At 57.0% G+C, this 16597-nt stretch carries 15 protein-coding genes; 10 read left to right on the top strand and 5 right to left on the bottom strand.

Annotated elements, in window-relative coordinates; translation table 11 throughout:
- Nucleotides 1-253 precede the first annotated feature (253 nt).
- Nucleotides 254-1105 carry a MurR/RpiR family transcriptional regulator gene (locus AC2D8U_RS04845; RefSeq protein ID WP_484617925.1) on the bottom strand — a complete coding sequence of 284 codons (852 nt, stop codon included), beginning with the start codon at nucleotides 1103-1105 and terminating at the stop codon, nucleotides 254-256.
- 311 nt (nucleotides 1106-1416) lie between these two features.
- Here AC2D8U_RS04845 and zwf point away from each other — a divergent pair, with 311 nt between their 5' ends.
- From zwf to AC2D8U_RS04875, 6 genes are all read left to right on the top strand, one after another.
- Nucleotides 1417-2832, top strand: coding sequence for a glucose-6-phosphate dehydrogenase (gene zwf, locus AC2D8U_RS04850; protein ID WP_484618383.1), 1416 nt, complete (start codon nucleotides 1417-1419; stop codon nucleotides 2830-2832).
- A gap of 2 nt (nucleotides 2833-2834) precedes the next feature.
- Nucleotides 2835-3524: a 6-phosphogluconolactonase gene (pgl, locus tag AC2D8U_RS04855; RefSeq protein WP_484617926.1), complete on the top strand. Its 690-nt coding sequence runs from the start codon at nucleotides 2835-2837 to the stop codon at nucleotides 3522-3524.
- Between the two features lie 2 nt (nucleotides 3525-3526).
- Complete coding sequence (gene edd / locus AC2D8U_RS04860) at nucleotides 3527-5332, top strand: phosphogluconate dehydratase (RefSeq protein WP_484618384.1); 1806 nt, start codon at nucleotides 3527-3529, stop codon at nucleotides 5330-5332.
- A gap of 9 nt (nucleotides 5333-5341) precedes the next feature.
- Complete coding sequence (locus AC2D8U_RS04865; RefSeq protein WP_484617927.1) at nucleotides 5342-5983, top strand: bifunctional 4-hydroxy-2-oxoglutarate aldolase/2-dehydro-3-deoxy-phosphogluconate aldolase; 642 nt, start codon at nucleotides 5342-5344, stop codon at nucleotides 5981-5983.
- 200 nt (nucleotides 5984-6183) lie between these two features.
- Nucleotides 6184-7563: a cytochrome C biosynthesis protein gene (locus tag AC2D8U_RS04870; protein ID WP_484617928.1), complete on the top strand. Its 1380-nt coding sequence runs from the start codon at nucleotides 6184-6186 to the stop codon at nucleotides 7561-7563.
- Between the two features lie 98 nt (nucleotides 7564-7661).
- The gene (locus AC2D8U_RS04875; RefSeq protein ID WP_484617929.1) at nucleotides 7662-8552 is read left to right on the top strand and encodes a hypothetical protein; all 891 of its coding nucleotides are present in this window, start codon (nucleotides 7662-7664) and stop codon (nucleotides 8550-8552) included.
- A gap of 62 nt (nucleotides 8553-8614) precedes the next feature.
- Here the strand turns inward: AC2D8U_RS04875 and gap are convergent, their stop codons facing one another.
- Nucleotides 8615-9625, bottom strand: a complete 1011-nt coding sequence (gap, locus tag AC2D8U_RS04880) for a type I glyceraldehyde-3-phosphate dehydrogenase (RefSeq protein WP_484617930.1) — start codon at nucleotides 9623-9625, stop codon at nucleotides 8615-8617.
- 235 nt (nucleotides 9626-9860) lie between these two features.
- Nucleotides 9861-10646: a DUF2989 domain-containing protein gene (locus tag AC2D8U_RS04885; protein WP_484617931.1), complete on the bottom strand. Its 786-nt coding sequence runs from the start codon at nucleotides 10644-10646 to the stop codon at nucleotides 9861-9863.
- A gap of 235 nt (nucleotides 10647-10881) precedes the next feature.
- Between AC2D8U_RS04885 and AC2D8U_RS04890 the strand changes: the two genes are divergently transcribed.
- From AC2D8U_RS04890 to AC2D8U_RS04905, 4 genes are all read left to right on the top strand, one after another.
- On the top strand, nucleotides 10882-12306 hold the full coding sequence (locus AC2D8U_RS04890; protein WP_484617932.1) for a glyceraldehyde-3-phosphate dehydrogenase: 1425 nt from the start codon (nucleotides 10882-10884) through the stop codon (nucleotides 12304-12306).
- Nucleotides 12307-12371: 65 nt separating this feature from the next.
- On the top strand, nucleotides 12372-12869 hold the full coding sequence (locus AC2D8U_RS04895; protein WP_484617933.1) for a TlpA family protein disulfide reductase: 498 nt from the start codon (nucleotides 12372-12374) through the stop codon (nucleotides 12867-12869).
- 107 nt (nucleotides 12870-12976) lie between these two features.
- Nucleotides 12977-13300 (top strand): zinc ribbon domain-containing protein, encoded by a 324-nt coding sequence (locus tag AC2D8U_RS04900; RefSeq protein ID WP_484617934.1) that lies wholly within the window; start codon nucleotides 12977-12979, stop codon nucleotides 13298-13300.
- Complete coding sequence (locus AC2D8U_RS04905; RefSeq protein WP_484617935.1) at nucleotides 13300-13572, top strand: YeaC family protein; 273 nt, start codon at nucleotides 13300-13302, stop codon at nucleotides 13570-13572. Before AC2D8U_RS04900 ends, AC2D8U_RS04905 begins: the two co-directional genes overlap by 1 nt.
- Nucleotides 13573-13633: 61 nt before the next feature.
- Here AC2D8U_RS04905 and ansA read toward each other — a convergent pair whose 3' ends face one another.
- Both ansA and sppA read right to left on the bottom strand, forming a co-directional pair.
- A complete protein-coding gene (ansA, locus tag AC2D8U_RS04910) occupies nucleotides 13634-14644 on the bottom strand; it encodes an asparaginase (RefSeq protein ID WP_484617936.1) in 1011 nt (336 codons plus the stop codon).
- 108 nt (nucleotides 14645-14752) lie between these two features.
- Nucleotides 14753-16585 carry a signal peptide peptidase SppA gene (sppA, locus tag AC2D8U_RS04915; RefSeq protein ID WP_484617937.1) on the bottom strand — a complete coding sequence of 611 codons (1833 nt, stop codon included), beginning with the start codon at nucleotides 16583-16585 and terminating at the stop codon, nucleotides 14753-14755.
- Nucleotides 16586-16597 lie beyond the last annotated feature (12 nt).

Genomic DNA, 16597 nt, shown 5'->3' on the forward strand with positions numbered 1-16597 from the left:
GATTCGTCCCGTTGGTGTGGTACCGCGCAGGAAGCATCCGTGCCGCGACAGCAGGGGGGCTGATAAGCCACTAACACAAGGGCTGCTGCCGGATGCGCGCTCCGCCCTGACGCCTCTGAGCCTTCATTGGGGGCATATCCTAATTGCCACCCGGTGCGGCAGGGCTTCGGCCAGAGTCGGCCTGGTGCGACCCTTATTCTCCTGGGGGGCGCGAAGAACCACAAAAAAGGCATCCTGATGGATGCCTTTTTGATCACTGATTGGGTTTTTCGAAGCGAGACTCTTTGAGTGACTCTTTTACCCGTTTCAGGTTTTCCCGGAAGCGAGGTCCCCGGCGCAGGGTGAAACCCGTTGCCAGAACATCGACGGCAACCATCTGGGCCAAGCGCGACGCCATCGGCATATAGAGGTCCGTATCCTCGGGTACATCCATGGTCAGGGCCAGGGTGCATTCCTTCGCCAGAGGGCTGTCTTTGGCGGTAAGGGCGATCACCTGGGCGTGATTTTCACGGGCCATGCGAGCCACTTCGACCAGAGCCTTGGTACGGCCCGTGTGGGAAAACAGCACTATGACGTTGCCGTCCCGGGCGTTGATGCAACTCATCCGCATCATCAAGACATCGTCGAAGCAGGAGACCGGGATATTGAAGCGGAAGAATTTATTCAGGGCGTCGTGAGCAACGGCTGCCGAAGCCCCCAAACCGAAGAAGGAGATCTGATCGGCCTGAGTGAGCATGTCCACCGCATGGTTGATAGCCTGAGGGTCTATCGTCTGCTTTGCACTGTCCAGTGCCGCCATGGAAGATTCGAAGATCTTATTGGTGTAGGCCTCGGCACTGTCATTGGCCTCGACATGTCGGGAGACGTACGGCGTCCCATTGGCCAGGCTCTGCGCTAAATGGAGTTTGAAATCCGGGAAGCCCTTGGTATCGAGTCGGCGACAGAACCGGTTAACGGTCGGTTCACTGACGTCGGCCATTTTGGCCAGGGTGGCGATGCTGCACTGAATCGACAGCTGGGGATCCGCCAGGATCACTTCTGCGACCTTGCGTTCCGACTTGCTGAAATTGGCCAGATTTTTCTGGATCTTATCGATCGTATTCATAAAACGGCTATGACTCTAATCCGTGGGCTATTGTTTACTTGGTCCATCACTGGAGCAACGGCGTTGGTTGCTAATATAAGGCGTAGTGCCATGCAATCAATATGGCCCTGATCGCATTTTCGGTATCTTACTAACACAATTGTAATTTAGCCAGTGTCCATGCGTGCTTGGCCCTTGCATCAGTGGCAAATTTTCATTCTAATGTAGCTAAATTACATTTTGGGCGGGTGTACCGCCCTCAAGAGGAGACGGAAGTGGCTGTTAACACAGATTCATCAGTCCAATCCTGCGATTTTGTGCTTTTTGGCACCATGGGCGACTTGGCGCGACGTAAGTTGCTGCCAGCCATGTACCAACTGGATCGCGCAGGACTGTTGCACGCGGACACGCGTATTGTTGGCATCGCGCGTAGTGCGATGGCGCAGGAAGAGTACGTTGATGCTGTACGTAAGGCATTGAACACCTTTGTTAAAGAAGGGCTCGAAACGAAAGTGGTTGAGCGGTTTGTAAAGCGTCTGGCCTACTACGCCACCGACTTTACTGCTCCTGAGGGTTTCGAAGGGTTGAAAGATATCCTGAACCCGAACAGTGTGATGGTGAACTACTTCGCAACCCCGCCTTCCATCTATGGTGCCATCGGCAACTGTCTGAAAGAAAATGGGCTCATCAAGTCTGATACCCGAGTTGTTTTGGAAAAGCCAATCGGCAACGACCTCGAATCTTCTAAGGTGATCAACAATCAGGTTGCCGAATATTTCGAAGAGAAACAGATCTACCGCATCGACCACTACCTGGGCAAAGAAACCGTACAAAACCTGGTGGCGCTGCGATTTGCTAACTCCCTGTTCTCCTCCAAATGGGATAACCGCACCATCGATCATGTGCAGATCACTGTGGCCGAAGAGGTCGGGATCGAAGGTCGTTGGGGGTACTTCGACGATGCAGGTCAGATGCGCGACATGATCCAGAACCACCTGCTGCAGGTACTGTCTCTGGTTGCCATGGATCCGCCGGTGAACCTGGATGCCGACTCCATCCGTGACGAGAAGGTAAAGGTACTTAAGTCCCTGCGCCCGATCGATCAAAGCAACATCTACGAAAACACCGTTCGCGGCCAGTACACCAAAGGTTTCCTCAAGGGTGAGTCCGTACCGGGTTACCTGGAAGAGGAGGGCGCCAACACCGAGTCCAACTGCGAAACCTTTGTAGCCATGCGCGTGGACATCGACAACTGGCGTTGGGCTGGCGTGCCTTTCTACCTGCGTTCCGGTAAGCGCATGCCGACCAAGCATTCCGAGATCGTGGTTCACTTCAAGAACCCGCCTCACAACCTGTACAAAGATCTCTATCGTGATCTGCCAGCGAACAAACTGACCATTCGCCTGCAGCCTCACGAAGGGGTTGAGATCCAGATGATGAACAAGGTTCCTGGTCTGGATTCCACCACCCGTCTGCAGACTACCAAGCTGGATCTTTCCTTCTCTGATACGTTCAAGAACGAGCGCATCGCCGATGCCTACGAGCGTCTGCTGCTCGAGTGCATGCTGGGTAACCAGGCACTGTTTGTTCGTCGCGATGAAGTGGAACAGGCCTGGACCTGGTGTGATTCCATCCTCAACGCTTGGGAAGCCTCCAACGAGCCGCCGAAGAACTACCCGGCAGGCAGCTGGGGTCCGGTTGCCTCTGTGGCGATGATCACCCGCGACGGCCGCGCCTGGGAGGAGTAAGCATGACTGCTAACATGCACACTTTTGCCAAAGGCGAAGAGCTGGTTGTTGCCCTGGCAGACAAGATCACCAAGCAACTGGCCGAGGCCATTGCCGAGCGCGGTAGCGCGTCCCTGTTTGTCTCCGGTGGCGGCACGCCGCTGCCACTGTTCAAGGCGATGAACCAGATCGACATCGATTGGGCCAAGGTCAACATCTCCCTGGTGGACGAGCGTTGGGTTGCCCCGGATCACGCCGATTCCAATGATCGTCTGGTTCGAGACAACCTGGTCCAGAACAAGGCAGCGGTTGCCAACTATGTCTCTCCGGTGACCGGCCACCCCACACCGGAAGAGGGCCTGGCGGAAGCCACCGAACGCCTGTCCGCCTTTGGTCGTCCCTTTGACGTGGTGATCCTGGGCATGGGCGGCGATGGCCACACGGCCTCCCTGTTCCCATGCTGTGATCAGCTGGAAGAGGGCTTTGGCACCGAAGAACTGCTGCTGGCCACCCACCCGACCAAGGCCCCGCACGCTCGGATCACCCTGTCTCTGAAGGCGATCCTGGAAGCGCGCAATACCTACCTGCACATTGCCGGTCAAGGTAAGAAGGACGTGTTGGATGCGGCTCTGGCGGGCGATGATGCCCGTGAACTGCCTATTCGTGCTGTTCTTCAGCAGGCCCCTGTCGACGTATACTGGAGCGAAGCGTAATGCTGAACCCGAAAATTAAGGCGATCACCGATCGCATCATTGAGCGCAGTAAAGAGACTCGTGCTCAGTACCTGGCCAACATGGCGGCTCAGGAAGCCAAGGGCGTGGTTCGTGGCACTCTGGGCTGCTCTAACCTGGCCCACGGTTTCGCCGCGTGTGGCAAGGCTGACAAGGCCGATCTGAAGGCCCTGAATAAGTCCAACATTGGCATCGTGACCTCTTACAACGACATGTTGTCTGCGCACCAGCCTTATGAGACCTACCCAGAGCAGATCAAGAAAGCCTGTCGTGAAGTGGGCTCCGTGGCTCAGGTCGCCGGTGGCGTTCCTGCGATGTGCGACGGTGTGACCCAGGGTCAGCCGGGCATGGAGATGTCCCTGCTGTCCCGTGAAGTGATCGCCATGGCCACTGCCGTAGGCCTGTCTCACAACATGTTCGACGGTACCCTTCAGTTGGGCGTGTGTGACAAGATCATCCCAGGTATGGTGATGGGGGCGCTGAGCTTCGGTCATCTGCCGACCGTACTGGTTCCAGCCGGTCCGATGCCGTCCGGCCTGCCAAACAAGGAAAAAGCCCGCGTACGTCAAGAGTACGCCCAGGGTAAAGTGGGAGAAGAGGCGCTGCTGGAAGCCGAGTCTGCTTCTTATCACAGCCCTGGCACCTGCACCTTCTACGGGACTGCCAACTCCAACCAGCTGGCTGTCGAAGCCATGGGCCTGCAACTGCCGGGTTCCTCCTTCGTACCGCCATCCGGCAATCTGCGTGAGTCTCTGACCGATGCGGCGGCCCAACTGGTGTGCCGCAACGCTCAGAACGGCACAGGTAAGATGGCCGATATCTACTCCGCGAAGTCCGTGGTCAACGGTATCGTAGCGCTGCTCTCTACCGGCGGCTCCACCAACCTGACCATGCACCTGGTGGCCATGGCCCGCGCCGCAGGCGTGATCGTGACCTGGGAAGATTTTGCCGAACTGTCCGCCGCGACCCCTCTGCTGGCGCGTGTGTACCCGAACGGTCAGGCTGACATCAACCACTTCCACCAGGCTGGTGGCATGGCGTTCCTGATGGCTCAGCTGCGTAAGGGTGGCCTGATCCACGAGGATGTTCAGACCATCGTAGGTGAAGGTCTGGAGCTCTACACCAAGGTTCCGACCATGGTGGACGGCAAGCTGCAGTGGGTTGATGGCCCGCAGCAGTCCGGTGATGAGGACGTACTGCGTCCTATCGACAACCCGTTCCAGGCCACCGGTGGCATGCAGTTGCTTAACGGCAACCTGGGCAACGCGGTGATCAAGGTGTCTGCCGTCGAGCCGGAGCATCAGATCGTCGAGGCCCCGGCCGTGGTGATCGAGTCCCAGTACGACCTGGAGCCTATGTTCAAAGCCGGTGAGCTGGACAAGGATTGCATCGTAGTCGTGCGCTACCAGGGCCCGAAAGCCAATGGTATGCCAGAGCTGCACAAGCTGACGCCACCATTGGCGGTACTGCAGGATCGTGGCTTCAAGGTGGCCTTGGTTACCGACGGTCGTATGTCCGGTGCCTCTGGTAAGGTGCCTGCCGCCATCCACGTGACTCCGGAAGCCCTGGACGGTGGTCTGATCGCCAAGATCCAGAACGGCGATCTGGTGCGTCTGAACGCGCAAACCGGTGAGTTGAACTTGCTGGTTGAAGAACAAGAACTAAACCAGCGCGAGATCCCGGCCGTGGATCTGAGCGCCAATGACATCGGTTGCGGCCGCGATCTGTTCGCCCGTTTCCGTACCATGCTGGGCCGCCCGGACCAGGGTGCCTCCGCAGTAATTAAGTAAGGAAGAATTATGAGTAACCAATGGCAAATGCAACCCGCTGAGGTTTTTGCTCGCTCCCAGGTTGTGCCGGTTATGGTGATCAACAAGCTGGAAGAAGCGGTTCCCCTGGCTAAAGCCCTGGTCGCCGGTGGCATCGAGATCCTGGAGATCACCCTGCGTACCGAGTGTGCAGTGGAAGCGATCCGCGCCATCCGTGAAGCCGTGCCAGAAGCTCTGGTGGGTGCCGGTACCGTACTGACCGCCGAGCACCTGGACCAGGTGATCGAGGCCGGTGCCCAGTTCGCCATCTCTCCGGGGGCGACTCCGACCCTGCTGAAGGCGGCCAAAGAGCGCTCCATCCCGCTGATCCCGGGCGTGGCTTCCGTTTCCGACGCCATGCAGGCGCTGGAGCACGGCTACGATCACCTGAAGTTCTTCCCTGCGGAAGCCAACGGTGGCGTTAAAGCCCTGAAATCCATCCTGGGCCCTCTGCCTCAGTTGACCTTCTGCCCAACCGGCGGTATCGGTCTGCACAACTACAACGACTACCTGGCTATCCCGCAAGTGAAAGCCTGTGGTGGCTCCTGGGTCGCCCCAACCGATGCCATGGCAAACGGTGACTGGGATAAGATCACCCAGCTGTCTAAAGAAGCTTTGGCCGGTGTGAAGTAATTACACTCCTGGCTTGAAGAGAAAACGGCGCCCGATTGGGCGCCGTTTTTTTATGAAATATGAAGCAAACTTCTGTACGGGAACAAAAAGCGTGACTGTGGCAACAAAGTTGCAACATCATTGGTGGTAAAAAAGAACTATAGGATTTTAACGTACTCTAGGTTCAAGCACAGATTGAGTGCAATCGTTAAGGATATATCATGATGCGCCTAGTGATGGCTTTGCTGTTTTCCCTGTGTAGTGCCTCTTTGAGCGCCAGTCCGCCAGCCTGGAGCCAGCCGGATCCGAAGGGCGAGCCACAGATCACCCTCTACCTGTTTTACTCCGATACCTGCCCTCATTGCGCCAAGGCTCACCCCTTTTTGCAGGAGGTGGCCAGCGTCTATCCCTGGGTTGATCTTAAGGCGATGAATGTGGCGGACCCGGGAGTCTCGAAGTTTTGGCAGATCCTGGCCAAAGAAACCGGTGTGGCCCCCAGCTCGGTACCCTATATTGCCAACTGTGGCCAGGCCAGTGTCGGGTTTCTCAGTGCCGAAGACACGGGTCGCTTCCTGGTACAGAGGCTTAAACAATGCTTTCAGGCTCAGGGGGGGCAACTCGAACCCTCGAAGGATGAGAGTGCCCTGTATGGCGCCCGTGAGCCTCAGGGACTGTTTGGGACCTGCGAAGGGGAGGGGGCCGGGGAGACTGGTACCTGTGGGATCCAGGAAGCGACCCTGGCGCCATCGGTTCCCCAAGTAACCTTGCCACTGTTCGGCGCGGTGTCCCCTCAGGAATTGTCGCTGCCGATGCTGACCGTGGTGCTGGGTGGAGTGGATGCTTTTAATCCCTGCGCTTTCTTTGTCCTGTTGTTTTTACTGTCCATTATGGTGAATGCTCGCAGCCGATCGCGGATGTTGATCGTCGGCGGGATCTTTGTTTTCTTTTCAGGGTTTATCTATTTCCTCTTTATGGCCGCCTGGCTCAACCTGTTTTTATGGCTTGGTGGCTCCGGAGGGGGCCGCATCATGATGGTGGCCGGCGGCCTGGCGGTCTTTGCCGGCGCAGTTAATGTTCGTGAGTATGCGACTCAGAAAGGCGATGTCTCACTCTCCATGTCGGCGGAGAATCGCAGCAGTTTGATCAAGCGGATGGGGCAGTTGACCAAGGCTTCTAGCCTGCCGGTGATGATTGGGGGCAGTGTCGTGTTGGCGATCCTGGCCAATGCCTATGAGCTGTTATGCACCGCTGGCTTTCCGATGATCTATACCAGCGTGCTGTCGATGCACAGCCTGACTTCTGCCGAGCACTATTTCTACCTGGTTTTTTATAACCTGGTCTACGTCGTTCCCCTGGCTACCATTGTCCTGTTGTTTGCCGCGACCATGGGCAAACGCAAATTAACCGAGAAAGAGGGGCAGACCTTGAAGCTGATGTCCGGCATGATGATGTTGGGCATGGGCGCGATGTTGTTGCTGGATCCCACTGCATTGCAGGATGCAGGCGTGGCCATCGGGCTGATCTTAGGCTCTGTGGTGGCAACGACGTTTGTCGTACTGGTAAGACGTTACTGGCCCCGGCGCTTACGGGATGAACCCTGAACCCTGGGCGGCATGGATAAGAAGTGATGGATGGAGCGAGTGTCTGGCTGCTGATTTATCGGTAAAGGGCTGAATTACACACGGACAAGGATGCTATGGTGCAGGAATGGAACGAGGTGCTGTCTGATCCGGATCGGTATTATTACCCCATCTCGGATCTCAGTGAGGCAGAGCAAGCCTGGCTGGGCAGCGAGTGTTCCCGTGAGGGGACGATCCTGGTTGTGGAGCCGGGTAAGAGAAGTGGCGCGGTTAGGCTAAGGCGTTATTGCTCCTATCGAACGTTTCGAGCGGAGCCGGGCCCCTTGATCCGGAGGTTTACCCTGGCCGGTGTGGGCAGCTCAGATCTGGGCGCTGCGGCGCTGGCCCGTGTGGTGGCCGATCATCATAATGAACCCGTTGCTGCAATCGTCTGCGGTTATGGCAGGCAGGATCTCGTGCAGGAGGGGTTAGAAGGGTATTTGGGTCTGGGTGGCCACAATCAAATCAAAGCGCTAGGACGTATCGGCCGACGGCTGCATTTCCCCTGGTGGCCTAATCCCTTTCTCACGGGTCTGGAAGCGCTCTGGGAAGTCGGCCTGGTACGAGGAGCACCCGATCTCTGGTCCCTGTATCGCGTGTTGAGTGATCCCCAGCGCAGTGTACAGAGTGTCTTGGGGCACTCCAAAGGCGGCTTGCTGATGGCGACTGCACTCCATGCCATCAGTCAGGATCCCACTGCCCTGGCGCGATTGAGCCGAGTCGAGATGATCACCCTGGGCGCTGTCGCAGAGTTTCCGAGTGGTTTGTCTGCGGTCACTCAGTATTTGGGACGTCTGGACAGCATGGGACGACGCAATTCGCGCTATTCTGTGCCCTGTATTCAGCTGGACGGGAGTCGTCATAGCCTGGATTGGCATAATCCCGACATCGCACCTTTGGATCTATGGGGGATCTTGCGTGGGGATTACCAGACAGTGAGTGCGCAGCCACTGTGGCAGGATGCCGAGTAGGGGAGCGGATATAAAAAAGGCATCGCCGTAGCGATGCCTTTTTTGATCCGCAGGGGATGAACTTACTTGGCGTTCATCAGGGCAACGGCGTTGTCCAGCATGCGGTTGGAGAAGCCCCACTCGTTGTCGTACCAGGACATTACCTTAACCAGGCGGCCGGATACACGGGTCTGAGTGGCGTCGAAAACGGAAGACGCTGGGCAGTGGTTGAAGTCAGAGGAAACCAGCGGCTCGTGGTTTACGTACAGGACTTCAGCCAGGATAGGGTTGGCGGCAACGGCTTTCTCAATGATGCCGTTGATCTCTTCAACGCTGGTGTCTTTCTTGGCAACGAAGGACAGATCAACCACGGAAACGTTCAGGGTCGGTACGCGTACCGCTCCGCCGTCCAGTTTGCCAGCCAGCTCAGGGATCACCAGGCCAACGGCCGCAGCGGCACCGGTAGCGGTTGGGATCATGTTGGAAGCGGCAGCACGGGCACGACGCAGATCGGTGTGGTAAACGTCAGACAGACGCTGATCGTTGGTGTAGGCGTGAATGGTGGTCATCAGGCCGTTCTCGATGCCAACGGCGTCGTGCAGAGCCTTGGCAAACGGGGCCAGACAGTTGGTGGTACAAGACGCGTTGGAGATCACGGTCATGTCGGAGGTCAGAACGTCTTGGTTCACACCGTAAACTACGGTGGCGTCAACCTGTTTGCCTGGGGCGGAGATGATCACTTTCTTGGCACCGGCAGAGATGTGAGCAGAAGCCTTCTCTTTGGTGGTGAAAATGCCGGTACATTCGAAAACAACGTCGACACCCAGCTCAGCCCAAGGCAGGTCGGCAGGGTTACGCTCGGAGAAGGTCTTGATCTCGTCGCCGTTGATCTTGATACCGCCTTCAACCTGCTCAACTTCGGCGTTGAAGCGACCGTGTACGGTGTCGTACTTGGTCAGGTGAGCGTTGATAGCCGCGTCGCCCAGATCGTTGATAGCAACGATCTGAATTGGGTAGTCTTTGTTGCTCTCGTACAGAGCGCGTACTACGTTACGGCCGATACGACCGTAACCGTTAATGGCAACCTTAATCATCCTGGTAGTCCTAGTTAAGTTAGCAGTTTAATTTTGTAGTAAAGTTACATTAAATTTGGCGGGTCGCAAAGCGACAGACCGCAAATTGTTGGTAATCAAACATAAAAAAAAGCTTTTTTTTGCCGACGCAAACAACTCTAGTACAGGGTTTGACCTGAGTCTTTTGAATCTGCCACAGGCTGGGCTTCAGAAGGGTGAGTTTGGTCAAGAAACGGACATTCAGAATGAAAGTTGATTACAGGCCAAAGTGGGTTGGATCAAACTCACCCGCTTCCAAGGCGTCGGCAATGGTCTCGGCCTGATCGATCAAGCTCGGGATTTGGCCCGAAGGGATAGCGTAAAAGTTGGCATTGGCTTCGACATCGAAGTCCGGATCTTGGCCATCGGCCAGCCAGGCAAAAATGAACCCTTCGTGGCCGCTATCGATGTTGCGATAGCTGTAGTGAAGGGTGCGCAGTAAGGTGTGATGTTGTCGTCGATCGATCGGCCTGTTGGTCACGGCTGCAAGAAGGTAACGGCGCGCTTTTTGCGGATCTTGATCTATGTAGTAGACACCGGCGAGGTGCCAGGCCAAGGGGGTGGATAAGCCGTTCCTTCGTTCGATGCTCAGAAATCTCTGTTTGGCCAACGTATCGCCAAATCGGCTCCAATGGTAGAGACTTAGCACAGGATCCGGGTCGTTCTTTGTTTGCGCCTGTAGTCGAGCCAGTGCCTTTTGTGCGAGCAAGAAGTGGACATTTCTGGCATCGGTTAGACGCCGTTTAGTCGGGACGACTGCACTGAGGCGTTCCATGCAACTGGTGTGGGATTCGAGGGCGAGGAGGGCCTGGTACTGGGCTTCCGGGTGGCGAGTCTGCTGATATTGATAGCGCGCCTGGATAAGATCGGCCCGAGAATGGCGGCACCATCCGTTGGTATTGGTATCGACACACAACTGGGGTGACTGCCGACAGATCTGAGCGAGGGGAATGGCTCGATCACAACCCGGTATGAGCAAAAGGATAAAAATTGCCCAGGCCAATTTGATTCTAGTTATCGCGTAATATAACCACAAAATCACCAAGCCTCCTAAGAAAAGGGTTATTTAGCAACACCTTAGTCAGTGGCTCCTTGTGGAATGCTGTCCACCAAATTTGTAGAATGTCTGTATAAATTTTGGACGTCAGTGCCTGTGCTGGGCGTGACACTTGAGTGAAATTGGATAAATGTTCCCCCGGACACGTGCCGATGCGGGACGCATTATTAGGATCCGTACCATGACCGCAGATAAGTACCTTCAAAGTTGGCAGGAACGCTTCGAACTGGCTGAGGCGATGCAGCCACTGATCGGCAAGCTGTACCGTAATCAAGGGGTCGAAGTATTGATCTATGGGCGGCCACTGCTCAATGCCTCGACCATAGATATCACCAAGGCCCACCGCCTAGTGAAAAAATATGAAGGCAATAAGTTGCGGCTCAGAGAAAGCTTTCCCTTTGTCGAGTCCTTAAGTCGTCTGAACGTCAAGCATGCCAGGGTGGATATCGGTAAATTGGCGGTGAACTATTGGCGCAACCACAATGACGCCGGTGAGATTGATGCGTATATGGCCGAGCAACTGGCACCGGCGCTGGACAAGGAGTTGGCGCCCAGGGATGTGGTGTTATACGGCTTTGGCCGGATTGGTCGCCTGTTGGCCCGCTTACTGATTGAGCGTACCGGTGTCTCCAATACCTTGAGGTTGAGGGCTATCGTGGTGCGGGGCGGCCGAAACGGTGATCTGGATAAGCGCGCCAGCCTGTTGCGTCGGGATTCGATCCATGGGCCTTTCAATGGCTCTATCGAGGTGGATGGCGAAAACAGTGCTCTGATCGCCAACGGAACCTATATCCAGGTGATCTATGCCGACAGCCCGGATCAGGTGGATTATACCCAGTACGGTATCGACAACGCTCTGGTGGTGGACAATACCGGGATCTGGAGTGATGAAGAGGGATTGGGACAGCACCTCAAGTCCAAGGGTGCCGCCAAGGTGTTGCTGACGGCCCCGGCCAAGGGCGAGATCAAAAACGTGGTGTACGGGGTGAATGACGATACGGTTTGCGATGAGGACACCATCCTCTCTGCCGCCTCCTGTACCACCAATGCCATTACGCCTGTGCTCAAATCGATCTACGACAAGTTCGGGATCAACAGCGGCCATGTGGAAACGGTCCACTCCTATACCAATGATCAGAACCTGATCGACAACTACCACAAAGCGGAACGACGTGGGCGCAGCGCCCCTTTGAATATGGTGATCACCTCCACCGGGGCGGCAAAGGCTGTTGCCAAGGCGTTCCCTGAGTTGAAGGGTAAGTTGACGGGTAATGCGATCCGGGTACCGACGCCCAATGTGTCCATGGCGATCATGAACCTCAACCTGGCGCAGGCCACCAGTCGCGACGAGATGAACGAGTATCTGCGTTGGGTGTCCCTGCATTCGCCGCTGCAAAATCAGATCGACTTTACCGCGTCCAGCGAGATCGTCAGTACGGATCTGGTGGGAAGCCGTTTCGCCGGGATCGTCGATTCCGAAGCCACCATTGTCGATGGCGACAGGGCAGTGCTCTATGTCTGGTACGACAACGAGTTTGGTTACAGCTGTCAGGTGGTCCAGGTGATGCAGAAAATGCTGGGAGTCAATGCCCTGTCCCTGCCATAATCGCCATTAGGTCCAGCAATGAAGGTCGGCCCCTGGGCCGGCCTTTTTGGTGAATGCGGAAGCTAATGGAAAAACTGTTAAGAAATGCCGTGATCTATGGCTGTATCATGGCGCTGGTGTTCTGGTTTGTCGGTCAGTGGCGGGCCTATGGCATGATCAAGGTCGGCACCAACCTGGCCCCTATGGTGGTGACGGATCTGCACGGCGGGGAGCAGGTGTTGCCCAGTGATGGCCATGCCCAACTGCTTTACCTGTTTGCGCCCTGGTGTGCCATCTGTGATCTGACCATGGGGGGCGTGGTCGATATTCATGAAGATCACCCCAGCCTGGTGCCGGTTGCCTTGTCCTATGGCTCGGTGGCGGAAGTGGCCGAGTTTGTCGGGAACGAGATCGATCCCGAGACCGTGTTGCTCGGTACTCCGGCACTGGCCCAAGCGCTGGGGATCCAGGCGTTTCCCAGTTATGTCGTGATCGATGCTGAGGGACAGGTGGTGGCCCGGCGTACCGGCTATATGCCAGGTTGGATGTTGGCCTTGTATCTCAAGTGGTTCGATGTGCTGTAACCCCCTTTGACTAATGCCTGGGATGGAGCTGGCAAAGGTTATATCTTTTGCCGCCGGAGTTCGGGTTCAGTATATTGGGCGGAAAGTTTCCCAATACGGAGTGCCCGATGGCGTTGATCCGATGTGCCGCCTGCGGCAAACGAATTTCCGATAAAGCCCCCCATTGTCCCCACTGCAAACAGAGTCTCTCTGCCGATCCAGAAGCACTAGAACGTGCCGCCCGGCTCAAGGCGATCCACGATGAGCAGCGCCTGATGACCCACAGCTTCATCTCCATGTTCCTGCTGGTGGGCGGTTTTGCTTTATGGTGGTGGGGTGGTGAAGCGGCACAGGGCTGGCGGCAAAACGTCGGTATGACATCAATGGCTGCGGGATCCGTTTTCTATCTGGTGACCCGGGTAAGGCTTATTTTGGCAAAAAGGAGACGCTAATGGATTGGCAACGGACGGTAGACAGCCTGACCCCTGAAATGGTGGCAAGATTGCAGGAGGCCGTCGAGCTGGGTAAATGGCCTGATGGCAGCGCGGTCAGCCCGTCGCAGCGGGACAGCGCCATGCAGGCGCTGATGTTGTGGCAGTCTCGGCATGCACAGCAGACGCAGCATCTGACGGTGGGCAGTCAGGGCCAGCTTAATCACTTGTCCAAGGATGAATTGAAGCGCCAGTTCCAAGAGGAGCGGATCACCACGCTCAAGCCTGAGTAGCAAGATCTGTGTGCATAAGAAAACGCCCCGGCATTGCCGGGGCGTTTCGTTTTCTCCAGGCCTACTGGCTCAACTCGCCGCGCAGGGAGAGCTGCATTAGATGACAGCGCTCTTTGTAACTCAGGGGCTGGGACAGCAGGAAGTGCAGTTTGGTCAGGGCCGCTTCCGTGGTCATATCGAATCCGGAGATCACCCCGGCACGGGAGAGCGCATTACCTGTCGCATAGCCAGACATATTGACCTTGCCCTGCAAACACTGGGTCAGGTTGACCACCATGATCTCTCGCTCCTGTGCCTGCTTGAGCAGCGCCAGCAGGTCGGCACGCTCAGGGGCGTTACCGACGCCGTAGGAGAGCAGGATCAGCGCCTTGACCGGCTGCTGCAGCATATTGGCGATCACTTCTGTGCTGATCCCCGGATAAAGGGTGACCACACCAATGGGTTGGGGGGTAATGGCATGCACGGTCAACTGGCGGCCTTCCACCGGAGGTAGGGCTTCGGATCCCATGCGGATCTCAATCCCGGCCTTGAGCAGCGGGGCCATGTTGGGGCTGCCGAAGGCGGCAAATCCGTCGGCATGGACCTTGGTACAGCGGTTGCCGCGAAGCAGTACATTGTTGAAGAACAGGCAGACTTCGGCGATGGGGTAGTTGGCCGCGATATACAGAGCGTTGAGCAGATTTTGCTGGCCGTCACTGCGCAGCTGGGCCAGGGGGATCTGGGAGCCGGTTACGATCACCGGTTTATTCAGACCCTCCAGCATAAAGGAGAGAGCCGAAGCGGTGAACGCCATGGTGTCGGTACCATGGAGGATCACGAAGCCGTCAAACTCGTCATAGTGCGCGGCGATATCGTCGGCAATCAATTGCCAATCATCCGGGCTCATGTTGGAGGAGTCGATCAACTGATCGTACTCGTGGATCTCAAACTCCGGCATTTCATCGCGCTGAAACTCCGGGTTGGCCCGAACGCTTTCGGTCAGAAAACCGGCCACCGGGGCAAAGCCGTGCTCAGTGTGTTGCATGCCGATAGTGCCGCCCGTATAGGCGACGTAGATCCGTTTGCGTTGCATAGAGGAGAACCTGAATCAGTAAGATGGCGGGATTATAGCGGTCGGCGGCAGAAAATAAAGCCCGGCACAGGGCCGGGCTATCAGTTCAAATGGCTTGCCGCCACCCCATTAAAGAGGGTTTTGGCACTCCAGACACAGCAGATACAGGTGTTTGGGATCGTTCAGCTCCAGCTGCATCTTGAGGGGCGCCAGCAGCTGCTGGCCCAGTTGCTCCAGGGTAGAGGGTTGCGCGGCGGGCAGCCAGGCGCTGGCCTGGCCAAACAGTTGTTGCATGAACTCCTGCTCTGGGCTGAGCTTAGGGCCGATAATCCGGGGTTCAAACTGGTCCAGCTGGGCGAGGTTGGCCGCGGTCTGCAGTGCCTCTTCCAGGCCTCCCAGTTCATCCACCAGCCCCAGGCCCAATGCCGCCTGACCGCTCCATACACGGCCCTGAGCCACGGCGTCCACCGCTTCCAGGCTCATGTTACGAGCTTCGGACACCAGCTGGATAAAGTCCCGGTAACCCTTGTTCATGTTCAACTGCAACACCGTCTTGAAACCGTCGGGCAGGGGGCGCAGGACGCTGAGGCCTGCCATCTCTGTCGTGCCCACACCGTCGGCATGGACACCAATCGCTTCAGCCGCCTCCTCGAAGGTGGTGATCAGGCTGATGATCCCGATGGAGCCTGTGATGGTGTTGGGCTGAGCGAAGATGTGATCGGCGTTGGCGGCGATCCAGTAACCCCCGGAGGCGGCGACGCTGCCCATGGAGGCGACCACGGGCTTGCCAGCCTGTTGCAGGGCCAACAGCTCCTGGCGGATCTGCTCTGAGGCGAAGGCGCTGCCGCCGCCACTGTCGATCCGCAGTACCACGGATTTGATCTTGTCATCAAGGCGGGCCTGGCGCAGCAGGCGGGCGGTGCTGACGCCGCCTATGGTGCCGGCGGGCTGCTCTCCGTTGAGGATCATCCCCTTGGCGACGATCACCCCGACCTGGTTGTCGGCCTGGGAACTCCCTTGTGGTTTGACATGGCTGAGGTAGCCGTCCAGGCCAATGGCCTTGATCTCGTCATCTTTACCCTTGCGGGTGCCGAACCGCTGGACCAGCTGATCGCGCATCTCAACATCGGTCATCAGGGCATCCACCAAACCCTTTTCCAGGGCCAGCTTGCCAAAGTCCCCCTGATGCTGCGCGAGTTGTTGTGCCAGGGTATCGAGATCCAGGCTCAGCAGATCGGCATCAATGTCGCGATTTGCCGCCACGGTCTGGGTATAACTGCCCCACAGATCGCCCAGCAGCGCCTCGTTGGCCTCTTTCGCCGGATCAGACATCCCATCTTCGGTGTAGGACTCGGCAAACGACTTGTACTTGCCGACCCGGAACAGGTGGGTGTTGATCTTCAGCTTCTCCAACACCTCTTTGTAGTAGAGGCGGTAGATCCCCATCCCCTCAATCGCCACCATGCCGCCGGGATTGAGCTGGATCTCGTCGGCGAAGCTGGCCAGGAAGTAGTTGCTCTGATCCAGGTAACCGGCCTGCATCAATACCGGCTTCTCGCTGGCCTTGAAGCGCTCAATCGCCTGGCCGATATCATCCAGCTTGGCCAGGCCTGCCACCAGATTACCCGGTCGCAACACCAGGCCGCTGATCCGAGGATCGGTAGCGGCTTTCTCGATGGCCATGAGCAGATCGGCCAGCAGGATCTCCCTGGGCCCGTCGGCATCGGCGGTGAGGATCTCAAAGGGATCGAGTTCACGCTTCTGCTCGACGACGATGCCATCAAGGTGAAGGACCAGTGCGGCGCCGGGCTCTAATTCGGCGGTGTCCTCCTGGACAAACAGAACCAGCAGGGCGCCGAGCACCAGAAAGAACACCAGGTTCACCACGATGCGGCGGAAGGTATTGATGAGCGATCCGATCAACTTGATGAATCGCATGAACATTGAGGGTTGGGTCGACATGCTTGTCCCTGG

This window comes from Ferrimonas sp. YIN67 (assembly GCF_057219095.1).

Excerpts from the sequence above, each read along its gene's own strand:
- AC2D8U_RS04905 (WP_484617935.1), top strand. The coding sequence starts at position 13,300 with ATGGATTGGCAACGGACGGTAGACAGCCTGACCCCTGAAATGGTGGCA.
- AC2D8U_RS04870 (WP_484617928.1), top strand. The coding sequence starts at position 6,184 with ATGATGCGCCTAGTGATGGCTTTGCTGTTTTCCCTGTGTAGTGCCTCT.
- pgl (WP_484617926.1), top strand. The coding sequence starts at position 2,835 with ATGACTGCTAACATGCACACTTTTGCCAAAGGCGAAGAGCTGGTTGTT.
- AC2D8U_RS04865 (WP_484617927.1), top strand. The coding sequence starts at position 5,342 with ATGAGTAACCAATGGCAAATGCAACCCGCTGAGGTTTTTGCTCGCTCC.
- AC2D8U_RS04895 (WP_484617933.1), top strand. The coding sequence starts at position 12,372 with ATGGAAAAACTGTTAAGAAATGCCGTGATCTATGGCTGTATCATGGCG.
- AC2D8U_RS04890 (WP_484617932.1), top strand. The coding sequence starts at position 10,882 with ATGACCGCAGATAAGTACCTTCAAAGTTGGCAGGAACGCTTCGAACTG.
- zwf (WP_484618383.1), top strand. The coding sequence starts at position 1,417 with ATGGGCGACTTGGCGCGACGTAAGTTGCTGCCAGCCATGTACCAACTG.
- sppA (WP_484617937.1), bottom strand. The coding sequence starts at position 16,585 with ATGTCGACCCAACCCTCAATGTTCATGCGATTCATCAAGTTGATCGGA.
- gap (WP_484617930.1), bottom strand. The coding sequence starts at position 9,625 with ATGATTAAGGTTGCCATTAACGGTTACGGTCGTATCGGCCGTAACGTA.
- AC2D8U_RS04900 (WP_484617934.1), top strand. The coding sequence starts at position 12,977 with ATGGCGTTGATCCGATGTGCCGCCTGCGGCAAACGAATTTCCGATAAA.
- AC2D8U_RS04845 (WP_484617925.1), bottom strand. The coding sequence starts at position 1,105 with ATGAATACGATCGATAAGATCCAGAAAAATCTGGCCAATTTCAGCAAG.
- ansA (WP_484617936.1), bottom strand. The coding sequence starts at position 14,644 with ATGCAACGCAAACGGATCTACGTCGCCTATACGGGCGGCACTATCGGC.